The organism is Blastopirellula sp. J2-11, assembly GCF_024584705.1.
Lineage (GTDB): Bacteria > Planctomycetota > Planctomycetia > Pirellulales > Pirellulaceae > Blastopirellula.
Genome location: NZ_CP097384.1, coordinates 6,014,198 through 6,035,383 on the forward strand (window position 1 = coordinate 6,014,198; position 21,186 = coordinate 6,035,383).

Annotated in this window: 20 protein-coding genes; 8 read left to right on the forward strand and 12 right to left on the reverse strand. The window is 56.9% G+C overall.

Features of this window, described 5'->3' with window-relative positions; translation table 11 throughout:
* Positions 1-10 precede the first annotated feature (10 nt).
* The 4 genes from M4951_RS23890 to M4951_RS23905 form a co-directional block, all read right to left on the reverse strand.
* Complete coding sequence (locus tag M4951_RS23890; protein WP_262026963.1) at positions 11-568, reverse strand: rhodanese-like domain-containing protein; 558 nt, start codon at positions 566-568, stop codon at positions 11-13.
* A 195-nt stretch (positions 569-763) separates the two neighbouring features.
* On the reverse strand, positions 764-1,627 hold the full coding sequence (gene sdhB, locus M4951_RS23895; protein WP_262024107.1) for a succinate dehydrogenase iron-sulfur subunit: 864 nt from the start codon (positions 1,625-1,627) through the stop codon (positions 764-766).
* Between the two features lie 98 nt (positions 1,628-1,725).
* A complete protein-coding gene (gene sdhA / locus M4951_RS23900) occupies positions 1,726-3,720 on the reverse strand; it encodes a succinate dehydrogenase flavoprotein subunit (RefSeq protein WP_262024108.1) in 1,995 nt (664 codons plus the stop codon).
* A 79-nt stretch (positions 3,721-3,799) separates the two neighbouring features.
* Positions 3,800-4,666: a succinate dehydrogenase cytochrome b558 subunit gene (locus M4951_RS23905; protein WP_262024109.1), complete on the reverse strand. Its 867-nt coding sequence runs from the start codon at positions 4,664-4,666 to the stop codon at positions 3,800-3,802.
* A 435-nt stretch (positions 4,667-5,101) separates the two neighbouring features.
* On the opposite strand from M4951_RS23905, the gene M4951_RS23910 reads away from it, so the two are divergent.
* The 3 genes from M4951_RS23910 to M4951_RS23920 all read left to right on the forward strand — a co-directional run bounded on the left by M4951_RS23910 (position 5,102) and on the right by M4951_RS23920 (position 7,239).
* Positions 5,102-5,509 carry a response regulator gene (locus M4951_RS23910; protein WP_262024110.1) on the forward strand — a complete coding sequence of 136 codons (408 nt, stop codon included), beginning with the start codon at positions 5,102-5,104 and terminating at the stop codon, positions 5,507-5,509.
* A 342-nt stretch (positions 5,510-5,851) separates the two neighbouring features.
* Positions 5,852-6,268 (forward strand): hypothetical protein, encoded by a 417-nt coding sequence (locus M4951_RS23915; RefSeq protein ID WP_262024111.1) that lies wholly within the window; start codon positions 5,852-5,854, stop codon positions 6,266-6,268.
* A 68-nt stretch (positions 6,269-6,336) separates the two neighbouring features.
* Entirely contained in the window at positions 6,337-7,239 is a 903-nt protein-coding gene (locus M4951_RS23920) for a DUF1559 domain-containing protein (protein WP_262024112.1), read from the forward strand.
* A gap of 98 nt (positions 7,240-7,337) precedes the next feature.
* Here M4951_RS23920 and M4951_RS23925 read toward each other — a convergent pair whose 3' ends face one another.
* From M4951_RS23925 to M4951_RS23940, 4 genes are all read right to left on the reverse strand, one after another.
* Positions 7,338-8,126, reverse strand: a complete 789-nt coding sequence (locus M4951_RS23925; RefSeq protein ID WP_262024113.1) for a class I SAM-dependent methyltransferase — start codon at positions 8,124-8,126, stop codon at positions 7,338-7,340.
* Positions 8,127-8,136: 10 nt separating this feature from the next.
* Positions 8,137-8,583 carry an acyl-CoA thioesterase gene (locus M4951_RS23930; protein ID WP_262024114.1) on the reverse strand — a complete coding sequence of 149 codons (447 nt, stop codon included), beginning with the start codon at positions 8,581-8,583 and terminating at the stop codon, positions 8,137-8,139.
* Between the two features lie 137 nt (positions 8,584-8,720).
* On the reverse strand, positions 8,721-9,890 hold the full coding sequence (locus M4951_RS23935) for a DNA topoisomerase IV subunit A (RefSeq protein ID WP_262024115.1): 1,170 nt from the start codon (positions 9,888-9,890) through the stop codon (positions 8,721-8,723).
* A 160-nt stretch (positions 9,891-10,050) separates the two neighbouring features.
* Positions 10,051-12,135 carry a DNA topoisomerase VI subunit B gene (locus tag M4951_RS23940; protein WP_262024116.1) on the reverse strand — a complete coding sequence of 695 codons (2,085 nt, stop codon included), beginning with the start codon at positions 12,133-12,135 and terminating at the stop codon, positions 10,051-10,053.
* A gap of 473 nt (positions 12,136-12,608) precedes the next feature.
* On the opposite strand from M4951_RS23940, the gene M4951_RS23945 reads away from it, so the two are divergent.
* Both M4951_RS23945 and M4951_RS23950 read left to right on the forward strand, forming a co-directional pair.
* Positions 12,609-12,947: a hypothetical protein gene (locus M4951_RS23945; RefSeq protein WP_262024117.1), complete on the forward strand. Its 339-nt coding sequence runs from the start codon at positions 12,609-12,611 to the stop codon at positions 12,945-12,947.
* 44 nt (positions 12,948-12,991) lie between these two features.
* Positions 12,992-13,504: a hypothetical protein gene (locus M4951_RS23950; protein ID WP_262024118.1), complete on the forward strand. Its 513-nt coding sequence runs from the start codon at positions 12,992-12,994 to the stop codon at positions 13,502-13,504.
* A 93-nt stretch (positions 13,505-13,597) separates the two neighbouring features.
* Here the strand turns inward: M4951_RS23950 and der are convergent, their stop codons facing one another.
* The 3 genes from der to M4951_RS23965 form a co-directional block, all read right to left on the reverse strand.
* Complete coding sequence (gene der / locus M4951_RS23955) at positions 13,598-15,019, reverse strand: ribosome biogenesis GTPase Der (protein WP_262024119.1); 1,422 nt, start codon at positions 15,017-15,019, stop codon at positions 13,598-13,600.
* A gap of 653 nt (positions 15,020-15,672) precedes the next feature.
* Complete coding sequence (locus M4951_RS23960; RefSeq protein ID WP_262024120.1) at positions 15,673-16,302, reverse strand: pentapeptide repeat-containing protein; 630 nt, start codon at positions 16,300-16,302, stop codon at positions 15,673-15,675.
* A 476-nt stretch (positions 16,303-16,778) separates the two neighbouring features.
* Entirely contained in the window at positions 16,779-17,453 is a 675-nt protein-coding gene (locus M4951_RS23965; RefSeq protein ID WP_262024121.1) for a pentapeptide repeat-containing protein, read from the reverse strand.
* Positions 17,454-17,738: 285 nt separating this feature from the next.
* Between M4951_RS23965 and M4951_RS23970 the strand changes: the two genes are divergently transcribed.
* Complete coding sequence (locus tag M4951_RS23970) at positions 17,739-18,545, forward strand: segregation and condensation protein A (protein ID WP_262024122.1); 807 nt, start codon at positions 17,739-17,741, stop codon at positions 18,543-18,545.
* Positions 18,546-18,616: 71 nt separating this feature from the next.
* On the opposite strand, the gene mnmA is transcribed toward M4951_RS23970, so the two are convergent.
* Positions 18,617-19,729, reverse strand: a complete 1,113-nt coding sequence (gene mnmA, locus M4951_RS23975; protein WP_262024123.1) for a tRNA 2-thiouridine(34) synthase MnmA — start codon at positions 19,727-19,729, stop codon at positions 18,617-18,619.
* A 249-nt stretch (positions 19,730-19,978) separates the two neighbouring features.
* Between mnmA and M4951_RS23980 the strand changes: the two genes are divergently transcribed.
* The gene (locus tag M4951_RS23980; protein WP_262024124.1) at positions 19,979-20,752 is read left to right on the forward strand and encodes a 4'-phosphopantetheinyl transferase family protein; all 774 of its coding nucleotides are present in this window, start codon (positions 19,979-19,981) and stop codon (positions 20,750-20,752) included.
* A 31-nt stretch (positions 20,753-20,783) separates the two neighbouring features.
* Entirely contained in the window at positions 20,784-21,053 is a 270-nt protein-coding gene (locus tag M4951_RS23985; protein WP_002649919.1) for an acyl carrier protein, read from the forward strand.
* Positions 21,054-21,186 lie beyond the last annotated feature (133 nt).

Consider the following 21,186-nt stretch of genomic DNA (forward strand, 5'->3'; position numbering starts at 1 on the left):
ACAGCGGACCCTACGCTACTCGGCAACTGCCCCCTGCCTCGTCCTTCACTTGGTTCCACGGCATGCGCGCCAAAACCATCGCCATGCCGCAGGTGTCGGTTACGCCTGCGAAGATGAGGCCGGCGCCGACGAACGCTGCGATGCCGATGAAGTAAGGATGCACCGCAAGTCCTAGCACCGCGCCCAGCAACACCAGCGATCCGGCGGCGATGCGTACCTGACGTTCGAGCGCCATCGCCTTTTTGCCGCGGACGACCGGCAGATGGGCAGCTTCCCACGCCAGGGTTCCTCCTTCGACGTTCACCACATTGGTGAAGCCGGCGGCGACAAACTTCTGGCAAGCCTGATCGGCTCGCTTACCGCTGCGACAGATCACGTACAACGGGCGATCTTCGGCCTGCTGACGCGTCTTCACCACGCTGGCGGCGTCGAGCGACTCCAGCGGCGTATTGCGGGCCGACGAAGCGTGAACCTCACGGAACTCGGCAGGCGTGCGGACATCGATCAACTCGATCGGCTCGCCTGACGCTTCCCGTTCGGCCAACTGTTGCGGCGAAATGGTGGTAATGTTGGTCATGGCGCAAACTCCTTCACGCTTGAGATAACATGCGGGCAAGCAAATACGGCGGCGGCGATACTCGCCGCGAAAGCCTTCCGCCCCGCCCCTTAATGTTAATATATCGCTACATTACGATATGTCAAGAGCGTAAAAAAGGTGGCCCGGAGAGTCAATAAAAGACGTATCGGACCACCCTGTTTGAACCTACGACCAGTCGAACCACTTCTTCAGCGTATGGAAGGTCGCGTCGCGGCCGATCGTCGCGATGCTGCGGGTCAGCGGGATATGCTTCGGGCAGACGGCGACGCAGTTTTGAGCGTTACCGCAGACCTGAACGCCTCCTTCTTCGGTGATCGCGTCCATCCGCTCGCGTTTGTTCATCTTGCCGGTCGGGTTGGTGTTGAAGAGCACCACCTGGCTGATCGCGTGCGGGCCGACAAAGTTGGCGTCGAACGTTTCTTCTTTGCGTTCTTGGAACGCTTCGGTCGATTCGCCTGACTGCTGATCGAGCTCGATCTTTGAGAACTGCGGGCAAGCCTCCAAGCAGCAGCCGCAGGTCATACATTCGGAGAGCGGGTATGAAGCTTCCTGGGCGGCCATCGATTGTTTGGGACCAGGTCCCAGGTCATAGTAACCGTCTACCGGCACCCAGGCTTTGACCTTCTTCAGCGCTTGGAACATGCGGCTGCGATCGACCATCAAGTCGCGCACGACCGGGAACTTGGTCATGGGACGAAGTTCGATCGTCGCGCCATCATCGTCCAACAGACGATCGATCAGCGCCGAGCAGCTTTGTCGCACTTTGCCGTTGATCACCATCGTGCAAGCGCCGCAGACTTCTTCCAGGCAATTGCAGTCCCAGCAGACCGGCGAGCATTTTTTGCCCCCATCTTCCTGGCCGCGAGCCGCGATCTTTTGCAGCACGCTGATGATGTTCAATTCCGGTTCGTAGGGAATCGTGAAATAGGCCCAGTAGCTCGGCTGGCCGGGGCCGTTTTTCCGAAGCACTTTGACGGTGAACGACTGCGGCTTGGGACGGCTCGGCGTCTCTTCAGAGTGAGCGATCATGGCTTACTGGCGACTCCTGCGAATCGTTAAAAGCGCCGCAGCGCGGCGACTGGTACAACGGTTGTTCGTAGTTATTTCGGGGTGAAAATCAGAAAGCTTTACGAGGCGACTTCGGCTGCCTTCGCTGCTTTGGCGGCCGCTTGTTTCGCGTTGGTTCGTTCTTTCCAGGTCTTTTCGATGATGTCGGCGCCAACCAGACCATACAGCCGGGGGCGCGGCGGCAACAACGAAGTGTCGACTTCTTCGTACGTGATCGTCGGCTCACCGTCGGCGTCGATCGTCGCGATCGTCGACTTCAGGAACTTATCGACATTCTCTTGAAATTTGTCGCACCACGTTTCGGCTTGATGGTGACGCTCTTCATAATTTTCGGAGGTTAGGCCCGGCAATTCAAACGCCGGTTTGTAGTGAGCTCCGCGGCATTCGTCCCGTTGCAACGCTCCCTTCAAGATCGCTTTGGCGATCGGGAACATGTCTTGCAGCGCCTTGGTGAACAAGACATTTTGGTTCGACCAAGATCCGGTATCCGACAATGAACAGCGTTTGACCCGCTCGCCCAAATCATGGACCAGGCCGATCGCGTTCTCCAACTGTTCGTTGACGCGAACCACGGTCGCCGCTTTGGTCATGATGTTCCCCAGCTCCTGATGAATCAGGTAGGGATTCTCGCCGCCGGTGTTCTTCAGCAGGCTCTGATGACGGTCATTCTGCTTGGCCAACGCCGCGTCGTACAGCGACTGCGGACGCTCGTGGGCCGCTTGTCCTTCCGGTACGTTCTTCAGCAGCGTTTCCAAACCTGGCGCCAGAAACAGGCCAGAGAAAATGCAGCTAAGCAGCGAGTTGGCGCCCAAGCGATTCGCGCCGTGATAGTGATAGTCCACTTCGCCGATCGCGTAGAGATTCGGGATGTTGGTAACTTGGTTCTTAGGCGAACCAACTTGCAGACGTCCCTCTTCGGTCCGCTGATAGTCAGTCCAGAGACCGCCCATCGAGTAGTGGACCGCCGGAAAGATCTTCATCGGGGTGTAGCGCGGATCGACGCCTTGGAACTTTTGATAGATATCGAGAATGCCGCCCAGTTTGCGGGTCAGCTCGGCGGCGTCGATATGGGTCAGATCAAGATAAACGCACTGGCGGTCTTTCTCGACGCTCAGCCCTTCGTTCACGCAGACGTTGAAAATTTCACGCGTCGCGATGTCACGCGGCACCAGGTTGCCGTAAGCCGGGTAACGTTCTTCCAGGAAGTAATAACGCTCGGCTTCGGGAATGCTCTTGGGGCTGCGCGAATCTTGCGGCGTCCGCGGAACCCACACGCGTCCCCCTTCACCGCGAGCACTTTCGCTCATCAGACGCAATTTGTCAGCGCCGGGGATCGCAGTCGGGTGAACCTGGATGCACTCGCCGTTGCCATACTTGGCGCCCACCTGCAAACAGCGGCTTGCGGCGCTGCCGGTGCAAGTCATCGACATGGTCGAGCGGCCATAGATCAAACCGCAACCGCCGGTTGCGACCACGACGGCGTCTGCTCGAAAGCTCCGCAGCTCCATCGTGACGATGTCTTGCGCGACGGCGCCGACGCAAACGCCGGCGTCGTCCAGGATGGGACTCATAAAGTCCCAAGCTTCATACTTTTTGACCAGCCCTTCGACTTCCCAGCGGCGGACTTGTTCGTCGAGCGCGTACAGCAATTGCTGGCCGGTGGTTGCTCCGGCGAACGCCGTTCGCTTGTAGAGGGTGCCGCCAAAGCGGCGTCGATCGAGAAAACCTTCCGGCGTGCGATTGAAGGTCACGCCTAGGCGATCCATCAGATCGATTACTTTAGGAGCCCACAGGGCCATCTCATTGACCGGCGGCTGGTGGTTCAAAAAGTCGCCGCCATAGATGGTGTCGTCAAAGTGCTTCCACTCGTTGTCACCCAGCTGACGCGTCTGGTCGTTGACGCTGTTGATCCCGCCTTGGGCGCAAACGCTGTGCGATCGCTTGACCGGCGTGATGCTCATCAGATCGACAGCGATGCCGAGTTCGGCCAGTTTCATCGTGGCCGCCAAACCGGCGAGTCCGCCGCCGATAATCAGAACGCGTTGCTTCGCCATGCCAGAATGTCCCTCGTATCGAGTCGAGCCGCCGTGCGACAGCCAGTAAGTGCTTTGTTTCTAATATCGTAGCGCGAAGTTACTCGCTGACCGCCGGTTTTTCCACCGCTTCTTCTTTCGGAGCCGCAGCGCCGGTAAACGGCGGCGCTTCGTCCAGCGACTCATCAGCCGACAGATCCCGTTTTTCGGGGTTGGCCGGAATGTCGCCGGTTTCGACCAGCAGTTCGTAGGCGGTGTTTTCTTTCTCGCGAATCTCGGCGAAGTTCTTCAGCGTCCAAAGACCCACGATCGACGTGATGCCGAGCAGCGCCAGTCCCAAACCAAACACGCCGGTGACCAGTTTGGCGCCGGACTGCGCTTTCGGGCTGATCCAGATCCCCCACGTGATTCCCATCGTGAACAGGCCGTTCGATAGGTGAAACACGCAGGCCAACACGCCGATCGTGTAAAAGACCGGATACAAAACCGAGGCCTGCATCGCATGGGCGGCCGAAGTTGCGGCGTTGTACGGATGGAACATGCCGCCGTAGCCGGCGATCAGATGGCGCCAGGCGTCGTTATGAATCCAGCCATGCATGTGAAACACATGCCAGGCGATAAAGACAAAGGCCAACATGCCGGTCGCCCGCTGCATGGTGTAGCGAAAGTTGCTGTTGTAGCGGTACTCGGTGTAATTGGGCGAAGCGCCGAAGGTGAACGCCAGGCCGAGAAACGCATGAAACATGATCGGCAGGAAGATGAACGTCCATTCGACCAGCGGCAGAAGCGCCCCCAATGCGTGAATGCTGAATACGCTCCGCTGGAACGTCTCCGGCGAAACAGCGACGCTCGAATTCACCAACAGATGAACAATCATGTAGGCGCCAACTGGCAAAAGGCCTGTCAGCGAATGGAGTCGGCGAATCAAAAATTCGTTACGAGCCCAGAAACCGGCTTTATTACTCACCTGCAACCCTCTTTGGCGGCGATCGGCGACTAGCCCTAACTGTCCTAGCAGCAAGGGTTTAGAACGCAATACGGGCATCTACTAGTCCATGACTAGCGGAAAGAATTACGTGCACTGCCCGATGCGTCCTTGTTTATACCGCAAACGGAATCGGCATTTGAAGTACCCTCGCCGTCATGATTTACGCAAAATTGCCATGATTTCCGGTGTGATGGTAATCTAGGCAACCGCCTGTCAATTCGGCAGAACTTCGGTCTCCCGCGAAAGGACTACGAAACGTGCTAAATCTAGAACCGGTCGAGATTTACTGCGAAGATGCCAGCATCGTGCAAAAAAGGAATTAAAATTGCTCTATAGGAAATGAGCAGCAATTTATACAACGATGCCTGCCCAGTTAGCTACTTTTTGATCCGAGTGCGGACGGAAGATAGAACGATGGGGATAGTCCAAGCCCCTAATTTGTTGATTACCGATGACGATCGCGGATTCCGCGAGGCGCTGGCCGAAGTATTCGACGCGCGCGGTTTTCAAACGCATCTCGCGAAAGATGGGCTCGAAGCGGTCGATGTCGTCCGCTCGATGCGGATTGATGTGGCGCTGTTCGACTATCACATGCCCCGCAAGACCGGTCTGGAAGCGATCGTTGAAATTCGCACCACCGCCGCCCAACTCCCTTGCATCCTGCTCTCCGGCAATCTGGACGACATGATCCGCCAACAGGCGATCGCCGCCCAGGTCTTCTCCATCCTGGCCAAACCGGTCAGTTTGCCTGACATCACCTCGAAGGTGCGTGAAGCGCTCGAGCAGCGATTCCCAGGCAACACCCACATCGCTGATAACTAAAGCAGCGGCGCCGATAAAACAGGGGTCAGGTCATTTTTGCTGCGAAAAAGACCTGACCCCTGTTTTATCGGAATCTGTACCATTCATGGCTGTTAAAGGATCTGTTTCTTGCCTGCCATGAAATTCTATGCCTATTCTGGCCATTCACGAAGCTGGCAAAATAAAGGAGTTTTACTACGCATTTTCGGATTGAATGCCGGCCGCTTCGTCGCCAGGATGAACATGCGTCAGGAATCGGCCGAAATCTTCTGCCGATGAGCCTCCCTTACATGCGCGGGACGGGGAGAGATCGATCGCATCCAGCGACCGCTCCATTCAAGCGGAACTTCAGAAAGCCCCACGATGAAAGCTTTAACTCTCTTCGCTCTGTTAGCTGCGGCGACATCTCTCGGCTGCAGCGGCAACAGTGGCCCGCAATCTTTTCCGGTTCAGGGAAAGGTGACCTACGAAGGAAAGCCGCTGTCGCGCGGCACGATCATCTTTAATCCGGTGAACGAAGCGTTGCCGGCGTCGCGCGGCGAAATCCAAGCGGACGGCACCTACAAGTTGTCGCTCGCCCAAAAGGGAGATGGCGCGGTGCCCGGCGAACATCGCGTGATCGTGAACTCTTCGACGCAAGTGAAACAAGGGATGGAAATCGACGATCCCAACTACGAGCTTCCCAGGCCGCTCGTTCCGATCAAATATTCTTCTCTGTCGACAACTCCGCTCAGCCAAACGGTCAAAGCGGAAGCCAATACAATTGATATCGAACTCTAAATATCATTGCGCGGACAGCTCTTCCCTCCACTTATCTCGCTCATCATGCATCCAACGGAGAAGATCAAATGCGACGCACCTCAAGCTCATTACTGAGACGTCAACTTCATCCGGCCGGTTTCACGCTCGTGGAACTACTGGTCGTCATTGCGATCATCGGCGTCTTGATCGCGCTGCTATTGCCGGCGGTCCAGCAAGCTCGCGAAGCGGCCCGGCGCAGCCAATGCCAGAACAACCTCAAGCAATTAGGGCTTGGCCTGCACAACTTTCACGACACGTTCGGCCTCTTGCCGCAGGGGAGTTACACCAGCGCGGCCGGCACCAACTACAACACGATGAGCGGCTTTGTTCCCCTGCTGCCATTTCTGGAACAAGGTAATATCCACGACCTCTTCAATATCCAGCAACCGGTCGACCATGCAGATAATCTCAATGCAGTCAAAAACCTGGTCGACGGCTACTTCTGTCCTTCGCGGCGTCGACCGGAAGCAGGCCAAACCGGCGACTTCATGATCACTTGTTCGCGCGGCGACTATGCGTTTTGCGCAGGCGGAGAAGGGAGCCAAAGCAACACCGACGTCAAAGCGAACTTCCAAGGGGTATTTAGTCGATCCACAGGACTGAATTTCGCCGCAATCACCGACGGACTTTCCAATACGATTGCAATCGGCGAAAAACGAACCGAAATCTACGCCGACAACCCCGACAACGTCAGCCGCGGCAACACCGACGGCCCCCAATATCGCTGGGGATATCACGCGACCCGGATGCTGAAATCGCCGTTTAGCCAACCGATCGTCACCGGTACGTGGAATGATTCCGACGCCAACTTCGGCAGCGCACACACCACAGGCGGCTGCTTCTTTTTGCTCTGCGACGGCTCGGTTCATTTTCTGCCGAAAACGATCAACTGGACCGTCGTGCAGAACTTGGCCAATCGAGCGGACGGCAACCCGGTGGCGATTCCATAGGCGGTTTGAGCAGCTCAAATAGGCGTAGGCGTAGGGTCCGCTGTGCGGACCATGATCGCGTGTTGTATCCCTGGTCCGCACAGCGGACCCTACGACCTCTAAAGACGCTGTAGTACGTAGACTACATCTTCGCTCACTGCGCCGACGACGATTGGTTCGTCCTGATCGTACGTAAAGTCGTAGGTTGCGGCGATTCGCCAGCCGCCGGCGGTTTGCAGGGTTTGCTGCATCTGCGCGGCGGTATAGGTGCGAAAGCTAAGGTCGCCGACGACTTGCACTTCGTGGCCGTTCTTTTCGATGTCGTAGCAAAGCGACGCGCGCTCGATCCGCGCGTCGAGATCGCGATCGTACGTTTCCAGATGGCAAGTGACCGTCACGTCCTCCCGTTTTGCGACCCACGTTTCATCTTCCAGCGGCTGCCCGACGGTCGGCGTCAGGTGGAGCCCGACAACGTAGATTCCGCCGGGGCGAATTGCGGCGGCCATGCAGCGAAAATGGGCGACCGCCAACTCTTCGGACAGCAGATGTCGCACGCTGTTGATCATGTTAAAGCCGGCGTCAAACGGCTCTGGCTGCGCAAATTGCTCGAGCCGAAAGTTGGCCATGTCGCCTGACAACAAGTCCGCGTCGGGACAGCGCTCGCGGCAATAGCGCGTCATCTTCTCGTTCAGTTCGACTCCGGCGACCGCATAGCCGGCGCTGTGCAACTCGACCAACAGCCGTCCAGTGCCGCAAGCCGGCTCCAAGAGGCGCTGCGTGGAGCCATCGACATAGCGTTCGAAACAGAAGCGAAGAAAGTCGAACTCCGCTTCCCATTCGTCGGCGAAGATGATGTCGTAATACTCAGGCAGATCGTAGATGTCGGCCGTGGCGCGAGGATCGTTCATGGCCAGCCGATCAAATATCGTGTCCTTCAAAGGTATGCATCAACTCGCGAATCTCATCCGGAATTCGCATCGCCTGTTGTTTCATATAGTCGAAGTAGACGACTCCTGATTCGCCGTCGGCGACGATTTGCTTTTGTTCAACGCTGTAAATCGCATGCCCGATGCGAATACTGGTTCCCCCAAGTCGCGTCGCTTTGGCGCCCACCAACATCGTATCGGGAAAGCGAACCTGGCGACGAAAGTTGCAGGTCACGGAATAGAGGATCGGCCCCGTGCCGGTCGCGGCCATCACGCCGTCCAGCTTGGCGGCCGAGAGATACTCGACGCGGGCCGACTCGAACCAACGCAGATAGACCGTATTGTTGACATGCTGGAACGAATCCATGTCGCCCCATTGAACCGGAATCTCCGCCACAGCAAAATAGTCGGCCAGTTCCGGCGGTTTCTCAAAGTTCACGTCGCGGCTCTCAATGAAGAGGCAAATGGTGATTCGATGGGGCTATTGAATTCTAATTCGGCCACGTGCAAATGACTAATATCTAAGGCCGAATGTCTAATTCGATACGAAAGAGCGTAGGGTCCGCTGTGAGGTTGTTAATCGAGCCAGGTTCGATCTTCCAGACGCTCCGGAACGTACACGTCGGTCACGTAGCTCAGCCCTTGGCTGATCAATGCTTCGACTTCCAACTTGAAACCATTGTCCAAGAGCTTTTGAATCTCTTTTTGCCAGGTCTTTTTCTGCTCGAACCAGGGGTATTTGGCGATTTGCTTGGCCCGCTTGCGGTCGGTGTCGTTCAGGGCGATCTGGACGCTGGGGTTTAGATCGCAACGTTCGTAGTCGATCGCCCGCAATCCGAGAAACTTCGCCTCCGGCACGGCCATGCGTTTCGACTCGTAGGCCAGATTGATCGAGCCTTGCTTGATCACGCTGTAAATGTAGTATCCCCACGGGTCGTTATCAAAGACGCAATAGATCGGCAGTTTCAGTTCGTTGTGCAAGCGATGGAGCAGCCGCCGAACGCCGCGCGGCGGTTGTCCGCTGCCGTGCGTCAAAATGCAGTTGTGTTTCTTCCAGAACTTGTCTTCGTTGAAGCGCTGCCAGACCGTATCTTTTTCGACATGCAGGACAAAGTCGGCGCCGCATTCGGTAAATTGGATCACATCGGCTTCGACGATCGAGGGAATGCCGTAACCGCCGCTTCCCATCCGCGAGCAGTCGATCGTGTCTCCCTTGTCATTCAGGATGATGTTGCCGACCATGCTGCCGCGCTGCTGGGCGTACAAATGCAGTTCTTCGCGGAGCGATTCGAGCAAGACTTCCAAGTCTTCGATGATCGGATCGCTTTCGGCCTGATCGCTAAAGGTTTCTTCTTTGGTCCCGGCGATCGTATGCTTCATCAGATAGTAGAGACCCCGGATGCTGGTCGTCTTGCCTGATTCAACCAATCGCTTGCAGCCTGCGGCGGCCAGCATCGTCTGCATGTAGCTCTTCGCCTGATTCAAGTTGAAGAGTTGCCGTGCGGTCGTATTTTTCCCCATCTCCAAGATTCGCTGCGACTTGTTGTAGCGAACGTTCGAGAGGCTGCGCGTCGGAATTTCGAGCCGGGGATCCTTGGTCTTCTGCGCTGAAGCGACAACGGTGTCCGCTAGATTGATCAGACTGCCGATCGTCTTTTTGTCGCGCTGCGTCAGCTTGACCTTTTCGCTGGTGTCGCTGCGCAACGGTAGGCCCGCTTGCTTTTTGACAGATTTCTTCTTGGCCATGGAGCTATATCTATTTGGGGAAGTTATGTTCGAGTGCGACGGTTCGATGAACCGTGTTGATTACGTGTGGTTTTGCGATGGATGCGAGGCGCTGGGTTTCGCTGCGCTGACCCAGGCGTGATGTTGGGTCTAGACCCAACCTACAGGGATCAGTCGCCGATTATTCGTCTTCCAGTTCGTCGAACGCCTCGTCACTTCCGTCGTTCAGGGGCGCGTCGTCCTCGGGTTCTCCGTTGGAGTTTGGTCGATTGAGCAACTCTTCTGTCGTCTTTTCGACGATCAACACGTTGTCGCCAAAGTCCTCCGTTTCATCGACCAGCTTGCCCGACGTATTTAGTTTCATGTCGGCCTCGGCTGTCTTCTTCTGCGCGACCGCCATCAGGTTGTCGTAGACCGATTGTCGATCGCAACCGTTCAACTCACTGACCGCGGTGGCGACTTCTCCCAGATAACGGAGGAAGATGCTGCGGCGATCGGCTTGCTGTTTGACCAATTGGCGTTTGCGGAGGAACATGCCGAGCTTGCGTCCTACCGCTTGCAGTCCCAGCCGTAGTTCTTTTTGAATTTCGGGATAGCTGGCGACCGCTTCCTTCGATTCGCTGGTGAACGGGACCCAAACGCTCGCCATGTGGACCATCAGCGTGACGGGGCCGCTGGGAACGTTGCCGCGCGACTGCGACAGTCCGTAGCTGCGCCAATTCATGCTGGTGATTGACTGCGTGATGGCGCACCCAGCCTGGCTGAATTGCAGCGGTACGCGGTTGGCGTAGCGCAAGACGTTCATCGATTGTCCTTCGTTGACGTTGACGTTTTGCATCGCGTCAAACAAAGCGTCGATCTCGCGCGGCTTCAACTTGCCGGGGCTCTTCCGTGCGCCCATCTTGGACGCTTTGGTGATCTTGTCGGCCGCGTCGGCGCCAAGTCCGTTGAAGGTGTTGATCAAAAACTGGCGAACGGTGCGCGCATCGCTTTCCGATAGCAATTCCTTCAGCAGATCCTTGGTGATCTTGGTCGTTTCGACGGCCCCGCCGTAGGCGAGCGCCACTTCGATCAAAAACGGGTTTCCTCGATAGACCGACGGCGGTCGCGTCGCCGCGCAGTAGAACTCGGCCGGCACCACTTGGTGCATTCCCTTTAACAGCAGTTCCTCGCCGATCGGCACAATACAATCGGTCGATGGATTGCTGATCTTTGTCGCTTGAATCGCGTGGTACAGCTTCTCGATATCATCGCGAGTCAGCTTTTTGCCATGCGTGCGCGTGCCGATCTTCGCTCCCTCGCAAATCTGCTTGGCGATCCCGTTGGAAACGCGCGAGAACGAGTTGGTCAGAAAGCCGGAAATGGTCGTTTCCGGCGTTTCCTTCAGCATAGTGATCAAGCGGCCGACCTCAACGCCGTAGGGATGCGGCTTGATTTCGACCGGTTCCGGCGGCAATTTGCGCGTCGAACGACTGTAGAGCCGTAGATTGTTTTCCGGATCCAGATAGTGGATCGTCACATGCGGATTGGCGATCGCCGTTTGTTCTAGATACTCGTCCACGCTGCCGCGACCGCGCTGGTACTTCGCTTCCAACTCGATAGTGACGCGCGTACCGCTGCGCAGTTCCGCCGGCTTGGCGTCCGGCGTCTTCGGATCGTAATGAGTGACCCATTCGATGCCGTGATCGGCGATGTACTTATGTCCTTTTTCGCCGGCGTCGATATCGATGCCGTCCAGGATTTCAGGATCATTGGTCTTGGTATTGATCCGCAGCTCGTAGTAGTGAGCCGGTTTGCGGATCGAGACCTTCGAGACAATCTTGACCGGCTTGCCGGTCGTCAGCAGGCCATACATGCCGGCCGCGCTGATGCCGATACCTTGCTGTCCGCGGCTCATCCGCAGCCGATGAAACTTCGACCCGTACAGCAGTTTCCCAAAGATCAGCGGGATCTGCTTTTTCATGATGCCGGGTCCGTTGTCTTGGATCCCCGCCTTGTAGCGGTTGGCGCCGGTCTGTTCGACATGGACCCAGATTTCGGGCACGATCCCCGCCTCTTCACAAGCGTCCAGCGAATTGTCGACCGCCTCTTTGATGGTGGTCAGCAGCGCTTTGCGGGGATTATCAAAGCCGAGCAAATGGCGGTTCTTGGCGAAGAACTCGCTGACCGAAATCTCACGCTGGCTTTTGGCCATCGTTTCGGCCGTTGCACGGCGTTTGGTTTTGGGAGAGCTAGGGGTGGTCATTTCCGCCTCAATCGTCGACAAAACGGGCGTTCCTTTCAGGCTGGCAGCGTCAGATCCGTGACATGCTTGGGAAGAGAATGTGTTTCGACAAACATCGGCGCGAAAGCCTCCAAACTTCCGTCTGCGGCGTAATTTCGTCGACGGCCAGCCGGGTCGCAACCCCCCACGCAATTTGGGGCAAGGGGCTAGCGAGCCTGCATGCCGACCGGCGAAAGCGCTAGCCAAGACAAGCTGCCGATTGTAGTAAACTTTGCCGGTTGTAACGACGGCACAATCGGCGAGTTTGCGGAAAAGACGGCAGCATCGTCACACTAGGGGCATTTGGCACAATCAGGTGAGAAACATTCACGCGCCGTCTGCGGAGTTCCGAATAACGTTTCCAGCAGTCGAATCTTTGCGCGCCGTCCAACGAGGGGCAAACGCGCGATACCCAACCGAACACTCAATTACTGCTCGACGGCGGCCAGACATGCCGCATGCCGAAGGAGACGACGATGCAAACTTTCGCCATCCGTGTGCTGTTCTGCGGATTTGTTTTGGCCGCTGGCCTGACTGCCGTATCGACCGCGTCGGCCCAACAGCCGTTTACGCAGTACTACGTCGCCGACCAACAGACCGGCGTCCACGCTGAGATGTACGTCGCGCCGTTCCCGACACCGCCGCTGGTCGGTCATACGTCGATCACGTATCCGCCGCTGGCTCCGCACGAGTTTTTGTACCCGCATACGCGACGTTACTACCAAACCTACAACGGCGGCCGCGGCTGGAATCGGACGACCGTGAAATGGTACGGCGGTCATAACTGGCTCTCGCCGGCGAATCCGTTGTTCTAAGTCGGCCAGACGACCACGCAAGTTCTACGCAAGGATCCCTAGCGATGACCCGTAATCTGATTTTCGCCGCATTGGTCGGCATTGCGGCTTCGGCCGCGGCCGCCGGCAGCGCTGAAGCCGGCTGGCCCGTCACCTATAACGGCGCCGCCGTAATCGCCGCAGAGAATGCACAGACCTATCCATGGCACGGGGGCTATTACTACGAGAACTGGCACACGCCGATGGCCCTGGTCGTGCCGCCGACCGCTTCACTGCAAACCAACTACAGCTGGGGCGTTCCCTCCAGCCGCGTGACGCCGATCAACCATCAGTTCACGCCGGTCAATCCCGGTCCCGTGGGGGACGTGTCGCAACTGAGCCCCACCCCGTACTGGCCTAGCAACACTTACCAGTTCGGCGTTTACTACGTTCGCGGACCTTGGCAGCATCGCGAGCCGAATCCTTACAGCTCGATGCATCACCACGGCGGCGGCGGTGTCGGCAGCCGACTATTCCATCGCGGCGGCGCCGGTTGCGGCAATGGGAACTGCAACGGCAATTGCCCCACCTGCCGCTAAGACAAATCAACGTTTTTCCTAAGAAAAAGGGGAGCCGCAAGGTTCCCCTTTTTTGATGCGCACAACGGATGCGACCACCGGCGAACGACGCAGCTATTCGTCTTTCGATTCGTTCAACAAGTCGCTGATCGCGGCGTCGCCGGAGTCCGAATCTTGCGGATCCTCGGTGTCGCCTGACTGGGCGTCCCCTTTGAAGTCCGCTTCTTGGCGTCGATGGAGATAGAGCTTGATCGGCACTTCACTGAAGCTGACATGATCGCGGATCATCGACAACAGATAACGACGATAGCCGTCGCTAAACGCTTTGGGCGAATTGCACTTCAAAACAATTGTCGGCGGCTGAGCGCCGATCTGCGTGGCGAAGTAAATTTTCGGACGGCGCAGTTTGTAAAGCGGCGGCGGCGTCTTCTCGATCGCAAACCGCACGATGCGGTTGAGTTCGCCGGTCGTGATCCGTTCGAGCGATTGCTTGAACAACATCTGAGCGTGGTTCAGCAGCGCTTTCACATTTTTGCCGGTCTGCCCTGTAATAAACGCCACCGGCGCGTAGGGAATGTTCCGGAAGGTGTCGTGCAAATAGGTCGCCCAGCGATCGGTCGGCATCTTGTCGTGGTAAAGATCCCACTTGTTGACGACAAACACGACCGGCTTGTAGTTCTCGGCGATGTAGGCGATCAGTTGTTTGTCAACTTTGCTGATTTGCTGCGACGCGTCGAAGAACATCAGCACGACGTCGGCCCGGCGAATGCTTCGTTCGGCGCGATGCGTGCTGTAAAAGTCGACGTCGGTCTTGACGCTGACGCGGCGGCGCAAGCCAGGCGTATCGATCGCGGTGAATGACTTTCCGTCGAGTTCAAAGCGAATATCGACGCTGTCACGCGTCGTGCCGGCGACTTCGCTGACGATCATCCGTTCGGCGCGAGCCAAGGTGTTGACGAAAGTGCTCTTGCCGACATTTCGCCGCCCAACCACTGCGATTTTCATCTCGGGCTCGCCGGTCTGCTCCCCTTCTTCGGCATCGGGAAGGCGATCGGCAATGACGTTCAACAGGTCATCTTTGTTCCGATTTTGCAACGTGCTGACCGGCACCAACTTGCCGCGACCCAGTTGATAAAACTGGTCGGCGTCGTGATCCATGTGCTGCTCGTCGGTCTTGTTGGCGACCAGGACGATCGGCTTGTTGACGTGGCGCAGACGACGGGCCACCTCTTGATCGAGCGGCAGAATCCCCTCGCGGGTATCGACAACAAACAAGATCAGATCGGCCGAATCAATCGCGACCGCAATCTGCTGCTCGATTTCGTCGGTCAGGTCATCGACATCATTCACGCCGATCCCGCCGGTATCGACGATCTCAAAATAGCGGTCGCGCCACTGCATTAGGTAGGTCATGCGGTCGCGGGTTACCCCGGCCACATTGTCAACGATCGCCAAACGACGGCCGGCAAGCCAATTGAACAGGCTCGATTTGCCCACATTGGGACGACCGACGATAACGATTTGCGGCAAACTCATGATTTCTACGGCTCAAATTGCTAGCGGCGCCGGTCTGTTGCTGGACCGAAATCGCGTTTCGATCGGCAACGTGCCCCCCGACTAGAGCGGCGCCCAAGTAAACTCCCAGTGTAGACGAAGACGACCTGGAAATCAGCGCGCCAAACGCTTGCCAATCTTGAATCTGACGTTCTGCGGCTATTGCCTCCGGCGTCTAGCCGACAAAAACCCCCAATCCGCCCAAAATCCCCCATTCTGCGGCGACAGGAAGGAGCGGAAAGCGGCAGCGAGAAAGCGGAGCAAAGAATGTAGAGCAGCGCTCAGGGGCCGAGTTTTAAAGTTGCGTTATTCTCCTGGTTGGCCGTGATAGCTCCGCGATCGGGGCGGCGCAGCCGTAGGAGGCATTGGTTCCCCGTAAGCCAGGGGTTTTTCACCATTTCAAACGGTATTAGCGACCACCGAAGCAAGTCCGACCGCGGCTCGATGCCTCTTACCAACTTCGTCGGCCCCGATAGCGGAGCTATCGGGGCCGACCATGGAACATATATCGCAAAGTTTAAAGATGGCGCATGGGGCTACGATGAGACGAGCTGCGTCTGGTCGCGGCCGTCCAGAGTTAACTCGATCGCCCCACGGCGGGAAATCGAATCGTTCGATGTTTTCAATGGTTCGTCCTACGCCCAGACTTTCCACCAAGGTCGTTTCGTCCGCGCAATTGGCTGAAATTTTTTGTGTTTCGCACACGCGTTCTTGGCGCGCTCGATCAGCGTTCCTTGCATGTTGGCGTCGTGCATATCGGCGTCGGTAAAGTCGGCGTCATCAATCTTGGCGCCGCTGAGGTTCGCTCCATTGAGGATCGCTCCGCGAACATCCGCGCGGGTCAGATTGGCCGATGATAGATCGCACCGCAAATCGCACATGCTCAAATCGGCTTCGACCAGTCGAGCCGACGAAAGATTGCAATTTTCCATCTTGGCATAGCGCATGTTGGCGCCTGTCATATTAGCGCCAGTAAACAAGGACCGATAGAGTAACGCATCCGTAAATCGCGACTTCTGCAAATTGGCGCCGGTAAAGTCGGCGTCTTGCGCCGACGCGCCGATAAACGAGGCTCCTTCGAGATCCGAGCCGGCGAAGTTGCAACCGTTGAGATTATCACTGTCAAAGACGCAGTCACGAAGAACGCGATTCGAGAGATCTGCCCCTTTCAGGTTTTTGCCTACCAGTTTTTGCCCCTGAAGGCATTCGGCGTCCATCTCGAGGAGAATGTCGCCGGATTCCCGATGTTTAATTTGAATCATCATTAGCTAGTTGCCCGCTTTTATGAGAGATCAGAGATACGACAACCGCGCTATCCTAAGACCAAACACCGCACGAGAAACCAAGTATCGTTTGGATAAACGATACCAGTTTAACCCAAGCGACGCTTTACCGGCGATTGAACTCGCCAGCGATGGGTCAGTGGAAAACGTTACGCGATAGTGCCTGCTAGTCTGCACCTACTTCTCTATTGCGCTCATCATCTATCTACGCCGTGGTCTGAATCGCCCCATTCCATGGCGTCTCTATCCCTGGTCGATATCGAAGCGGCTGCGCCAATGATGCGTCTAATGACGCTGCGCCGGCGAGCCGTTATCAAGCAATTGCATGCGGGTAAAAGAACGGACCAGTCACTTATGATTCTAGAAAATCAGAAGTGACACCCCAAGAGAAAAATTGCAACTTTCTTGATGCGTATTGCATAACATACAAACTATTAGCACGTGGCTGGGTGAATGCTTTACTTCCAAACTTTCCACCAGGGGCCCTTCGCTTTGGTGGGTCGACTTTGCCGCTTCTGCAACGCTCCTTCTAGCAACGTTCCTTTGACGATCGCGCCAGTAAGCTTCGCGCCCACGAGTTTAGCGCCGTCAAGATTCGCGCTGCTAAGGTCAGCGCCCATCAGGATCGCTCCCTCCATTTGTGCGTTACGCAAACTTGTTAGCCGCAATCCGGCGCCGGTCAAATCCGAAGAGCGAAGATCGCAGCGGTTCAGCTTGGCCGACGAGAAGTCGCCGCGCAGCGTCGCCATACTGAGATCGCTATCGGACATCAGCGCCGCATTCAGCTTGGCCGCTGTCAGATCGGCGTAGCGGAACGAACTGCCGGAAAGGGTCGCTTCGACAAACGAGGCGCGTTGCGCCTGCGAGTTAGAAAAATCAGCGCCTTGTCCGGCGCAGCCATCCAGGATCGCGTCAGCCAGACTCGCGTTCTGCAAACTGGCTTCATCCAGCCGTGCGCCGCGCAGATCGGCATGACGCAAATCAGCGATATCCAGGATCGCTCCACGCAGATCGGCGCCTGCCAGGTCGGCGTAAGCCAGCGCCTTGCTAGATAGATTTGCTCCGCGCAGCGTATCCGCCGACAATCGATGCAGCGGCTCGCCAGTTTCGCGATGTCGAATTTCGATGGGCATAGCTCAACCGCGCCTAAGTTGCAAAAGTAAGCCGAATCGATCTCCCCCTGCGGGACAAAATAGGCGAAAAGAGAGGGCTTGGGCGCATGCCGCTAGCGAATTTTCGCAAAGTTCCAGCCCGCGAAAATTCCGCCAAAACCAAATCTCATCCTTCTACCGCAAAGGTTGGGTAAACCCGAATATAGAGAGAGCCCTGGCGACTCCCTAGAGTTTCTGCTTTAGTTTTTGATGAAGATTCCGCGTCTATTTCGCGTTCAAACCAGACACCGCAGGAAGAAATTCAGCATGAAATTCAAGGTCGATATCGACGTCTACCGCGGGCCGCTCGACTTGCTGCTGTACCTGGTGCGCAAACACGAGATTGATATCCGCGACATCCCGATCGCGATGGTCACCGAGCAATACGTCATCTATCTCGACATCTTGCAACATCTCGACGTGGATGCGGCCGCCGACTTTTTGGAAATGGCCAGCACGCTGGTCGAGATCAAATCGAAGTTGCTGTTGCCTGGGGTCGACGCGGACGAAGAACTGATTGAAGATCCGCGCGAACAGTTGGTTGAACGCCTGCTGGAGTACAAACGCTTCAAGGATGCCGCCGGTCTGCTGGATGATCAAGGCCGTGCCTGGAACCGCCGTTTCTCTCGTCTGTCAGACGATCTGCCGCCGCGGCGAATTGATCCGGCCCAACAGCCGATTCATGAGGTCGAGTTATGGGACCTGGTCAGCGCGCTGTCGCGCATCGTGCGCGACAACAAAATCGTGCAGCCGACCAGCATCGTCTATGACGACACTCCGATTCGCGTCTACATGGAACGCATCCATGAGCGAATCGTCACCGAAGCGAGCGTCTCGTTCACTTCGATGTTCGAAGGCCAAGTGCACAAGATCGTCATCATCGGACTCTTCCTAGCCGTGCTGGAACTCGTGCGCCACTGCGGCGTCATCGCCCAACAACCAGAACCGCACGGTGAAATCTATCTCACCGCCGGCCCGAACTTCTCGACCGAGTTCACGTTGACCGAAGTCGACGACTATTCGGCGGCGCCGGCCGCCGAAGAAGCAGGCGAGCAGCCGCCTGCAGAGTCGTAGTGCGGCGGTTCGTACGCGACACAACTCGCTAAACATCGAGTCCTTTAGATGCGGTGAACTCGCCAGCGCCGTTATTCAATCCACCCGCCGCCGAGCACTTGATCGCCGTCGTAACAAACGACCGCTTGACCAGGCGCGACGCCGCGGCGCGGCTGGTCGAAGGTCACAGAAATCCGTCCGTCGGGCAGTTGCTCAACGGTGGCCGGCGCGTCGTCGCTGTTGTAGCGAATCTGGGCACGGCAGCGGAGCGGGCCTGCCGGCAGATCGACCAACCAGTTGCAATCGCGCGCGGTCAATTCGGTGCGGCCCAGCTCCTCTTTCTCGCCGATCACCACCTGGTTTGACTCGGCGTCAATTCGCACGACAAATCGTGGTTCGCCCAGCGCCACGCCTAGTCCTTTGCGCTGGCCGATAGTGTACTTCTCGATGCCGTCATGCGTGCCCACCACTTCGCCGGCGGTGGTGACGATCTCGCCGGCGGTTTGCAAATCGGCGCGGCGCGACTTGATGAACTCGTCATGCTTGCCCGAGGTGACGAAGCAGATCTCTTGGCTATCTTTCTTGTCGGCTACCCGCATCCCGATCTGACCCGCCAACTCACGGATGCGCGACTTTTCAAACTGTCCGACCGGCAGCAACATTCGTCGCAGATATTTTTGTCCGATTCCAAACAGCACGTAAGTTTGATCTTTACCAGAATCGACGCCGCGCACCAAACGGGGTAGATCGCCAGGTTGATCGGTCAGCAAGCGGGCGTAATGTCCCGTCGCAACATACTCGGCTCCAACGCTATCCGCGTAGTCAAACAGCTTGCCGAACTTGATCCAGTTGTTGCACATCACACACGGATTGGGGGTTCGTCCCGCGACATACTCGTTGACAAAGTAGTCGATAATTTGCCCAAACTCGCGCTGGAGATTGAGCGCATAGAAGGGAATATTGAGATTATCGGCGACTCGGCGAGCATCGGCGGCGTCGCTGGCACTGCAGCAACCTTGCTTGTGATCAGGGCGATCATTCAAGATCGGCAACGCCGATTGTCCATCAATCTGGCAGCTAGCAACCGGCGATTGTTCGCCATGGCGCATAAAAACGCCGATGACTTCATGCCCCTCTTCTAGGAGAAGATGCGCGGCGACGCTGCTATCAACGCCCCCTGACATAGCTAGTACAACTCGCGCCATTTGCCTGAAAACTCCGCAAAAACCCCGCAGACCACCAACAATACCAGCACCGCCGCGTATTATGTGGGAACGTTTGAATTATACAGAGTATTCCGAATGATGCGGCAGATCACAGCAAGCCGATAACCTTCCCGTCGAGATCGTCTTTGGACCGATTTTTCTAGAAGAGCGCAATCCTCCAAATGGCGGCCGCCCCACCTTGCCGCTGGTCGAAATTGTGCGATCACGACATTTAACCCCCTAGCGAAAATGATACGTCTTCCGGAAGCCCGGGGCTCGCGCCTCGCACCATTGACCGGCATGTCAGCCGAGGCGCTGCATCTGTGGAGCATTCCGCTTCGCACGAGCAAGTCGCAGGTGGCGCAGCTGCGCGAAGTGCTTTCAGCTAGCGAACGCGAAAAGGCGGAAAGTTTTCTGTTGGACGAACAGACGCAACGCTATATCGTCTGCCGCGGCGCCGTCCGCCAAATTCTGGCCGGCTATCTGGAGATGGCCCCCAAACAATTGTCGCTGATCAGCGGAAAGTTCGGAAAGCCGCAGCTCGAACATCAAGATTCGCTCTGGTTCAACGTCACCCATTCGGGCGATCTGGCCGTTTTGGCGATCTCGACGATCGGTGAAGTCGGTGTCGACATCGAACAGATCCGCGAGATTCGCGGCCTAGCGCGCATGGTGGATCGTTGCTTGGCCCCCGGAGAACGCCCTGACGTGTTACGCCTTCCGGCGGCTGAGAAGGATCGTCAATTTCTCCGTTACTGGACGCATAAAGAAGCTTATTTGAAGACGTTTGGGGTCGGAATTCGTCGCCCGCTAGAGAAGCTCGAAATCGACCTGGTGGCGCCGCCGTCGCGTCGCGTGATGAACCATTTTGGTCATTTTCCAGACGAATTGGCCGCTTCGGTCACCGAGTTTTGCCCGGCCGAGGGCTATGTCGGCGCGATTTCGGTCTGTGGCTCGCTTCCCGCCGAAATTGCCGCTCAAGCGTGGGTTGGTGGTCGCTTTCGAGCGCAACGTGTAGGATAAATCGATTACGTAACGACGTGAGAGGACCTACATGACAAGCGACAAATCGGCCACTGGCGCAACTGCCACGGCGGAAGAGATCCAAGAGTGGATGGTCGCCTATCTTGCCCGCGAGCTGGATACGGCGCCACAGTCGATCGATGTGACGGCGCCGTTCGAGACGTTCGCGCTCGATTCCGCATCCGCGATCGGTATGACGGGGGATTTAGAACAATGGCTCGGACGCCGCATCGATCCAACCGTCGTCTACGATTATCCGACGATCGAAGAATTCTCGGAATATCTGGCCGACCAGCGATAAACGCGAATCTAGCAGTCTGTTGAAGCGGCGCAGGTCGATTAGCGCAATATCGCTACAATGACCCCAAGGCTTGCGCCGCTCGCTTTGCCGATTCCACCCAAGACGCGCCTTTACGGCCGTCATTCACAAGCCA

Bases quoted from the DNA above. Each gene is read 5' to 3' on its own strand.
- M4951_RS23915 (WP_262024111.1), top strand. From the start codon at position 5,852: ATGAAAGCTTTAACTCTCTTCGCTCTGTTAGCTGCGGCGACATCTCTC.
- M4951_RS23935 (WP_262024115.1), bottom strand. From the start codon at position 9,890: ATGGCCAAGAAGAAATCTGTCAAAAAGCAAGCGGGCCTACCGTTGCGC.
- M4951_RS23945 (WP_262024117.1), top strand. From the start codon at position 12,609: ATGCAAACTTTCGCCATCCGTGTGCTGTTCTGCGGATTTGTTTTGGCC.
- M4951_RS23910 (WP_262024110.1), top strand. From the start codon at position 5,102: ATGGGGATAGTCCAAGCCCCTAATTTGTTGATTACCGATGACGATCGC.
- M4951_RS23960 (WP_262024120.1), bottom strand. From the start codon at position 16,302: ATGATGATTCAAATTAAACATCGGGAATCCGGCGACATTCTCCTCGAG.
- mnmA (WP_262024123.1), bottom strand. From the start codon at position 19,729: ATGGCGCGAGTTGTACTAGCTATGTCAGGGGGCGTTGATAGCAGCGTC.
- M4951_RS23920 (WP_262024112.1), top strand. From the start codon at position 6,337: ATGCGACGCACCTCAAGCTCATTACTGAGACGTCAACTTCATCCGGCC.
- M4951_RS23985 (WP_002649919.1), top strand. From the start codon at position 20,784: ATGACAAGCGACAAATCGGCCACTGGCGCAACTGCCACGGCGGAAGAG.
- M4951_RS23965 (WP_262024121.1), bottom strand. From the start codon at position 17,453: ATGCCCATCGAAATTCGACATCGCGAAACTGGCGAGCCGCTGCATCGA.
- M4951_RS23925 (WP_262024113.1), bottom strand. From the start codon at position 8,126: ATGAACGATCCTCGCGCCACGGCCGACATCTACGATCTGCCTGAGTAT.
- der (WP_262024119.1), bottom strand. From the start codon at position 15,019: ATGAGTTTGCCGCAAATCGTTATCGTCGGTCGTCCCAATGTGGGCAAA.
- M4951_RS23950 (WP_262024118.1), top strand. From the start codon at position 12,992: ATGACCCGTAATCTGATTTTCGCCGCATTGGTCGGCATTGCGGCTTCG.
- sdhA (WP_262024108.1), bottom strand. From the start codon at position 3,720: ATGGCGAAGCAACGCGTTCTGATTATCGGCGGCGGACTCGCCGGTTTG.
- M4951_RS23980 (WP_262024124.1), top strand. From the start codon at position 19,979: ATGATACGTCTTCCGGAAGCCCGGGGCTCGCGCCTCGCACCATTGACC.
- M4951_RS23970 (WP_262024122.1), top strand. From the start codon at position 17,739: ATGAAATTCAAGGTCGATATCGACGTCTACCGCGGGCCGCTCGACTTG.
- sdhB (WP_262024107.1), bottom strand. From the start codon at position 1,627: ATGATCGCTCACTCTGAAGAGACGCCGAGCCGTCCCAAGCCGCAGTCG.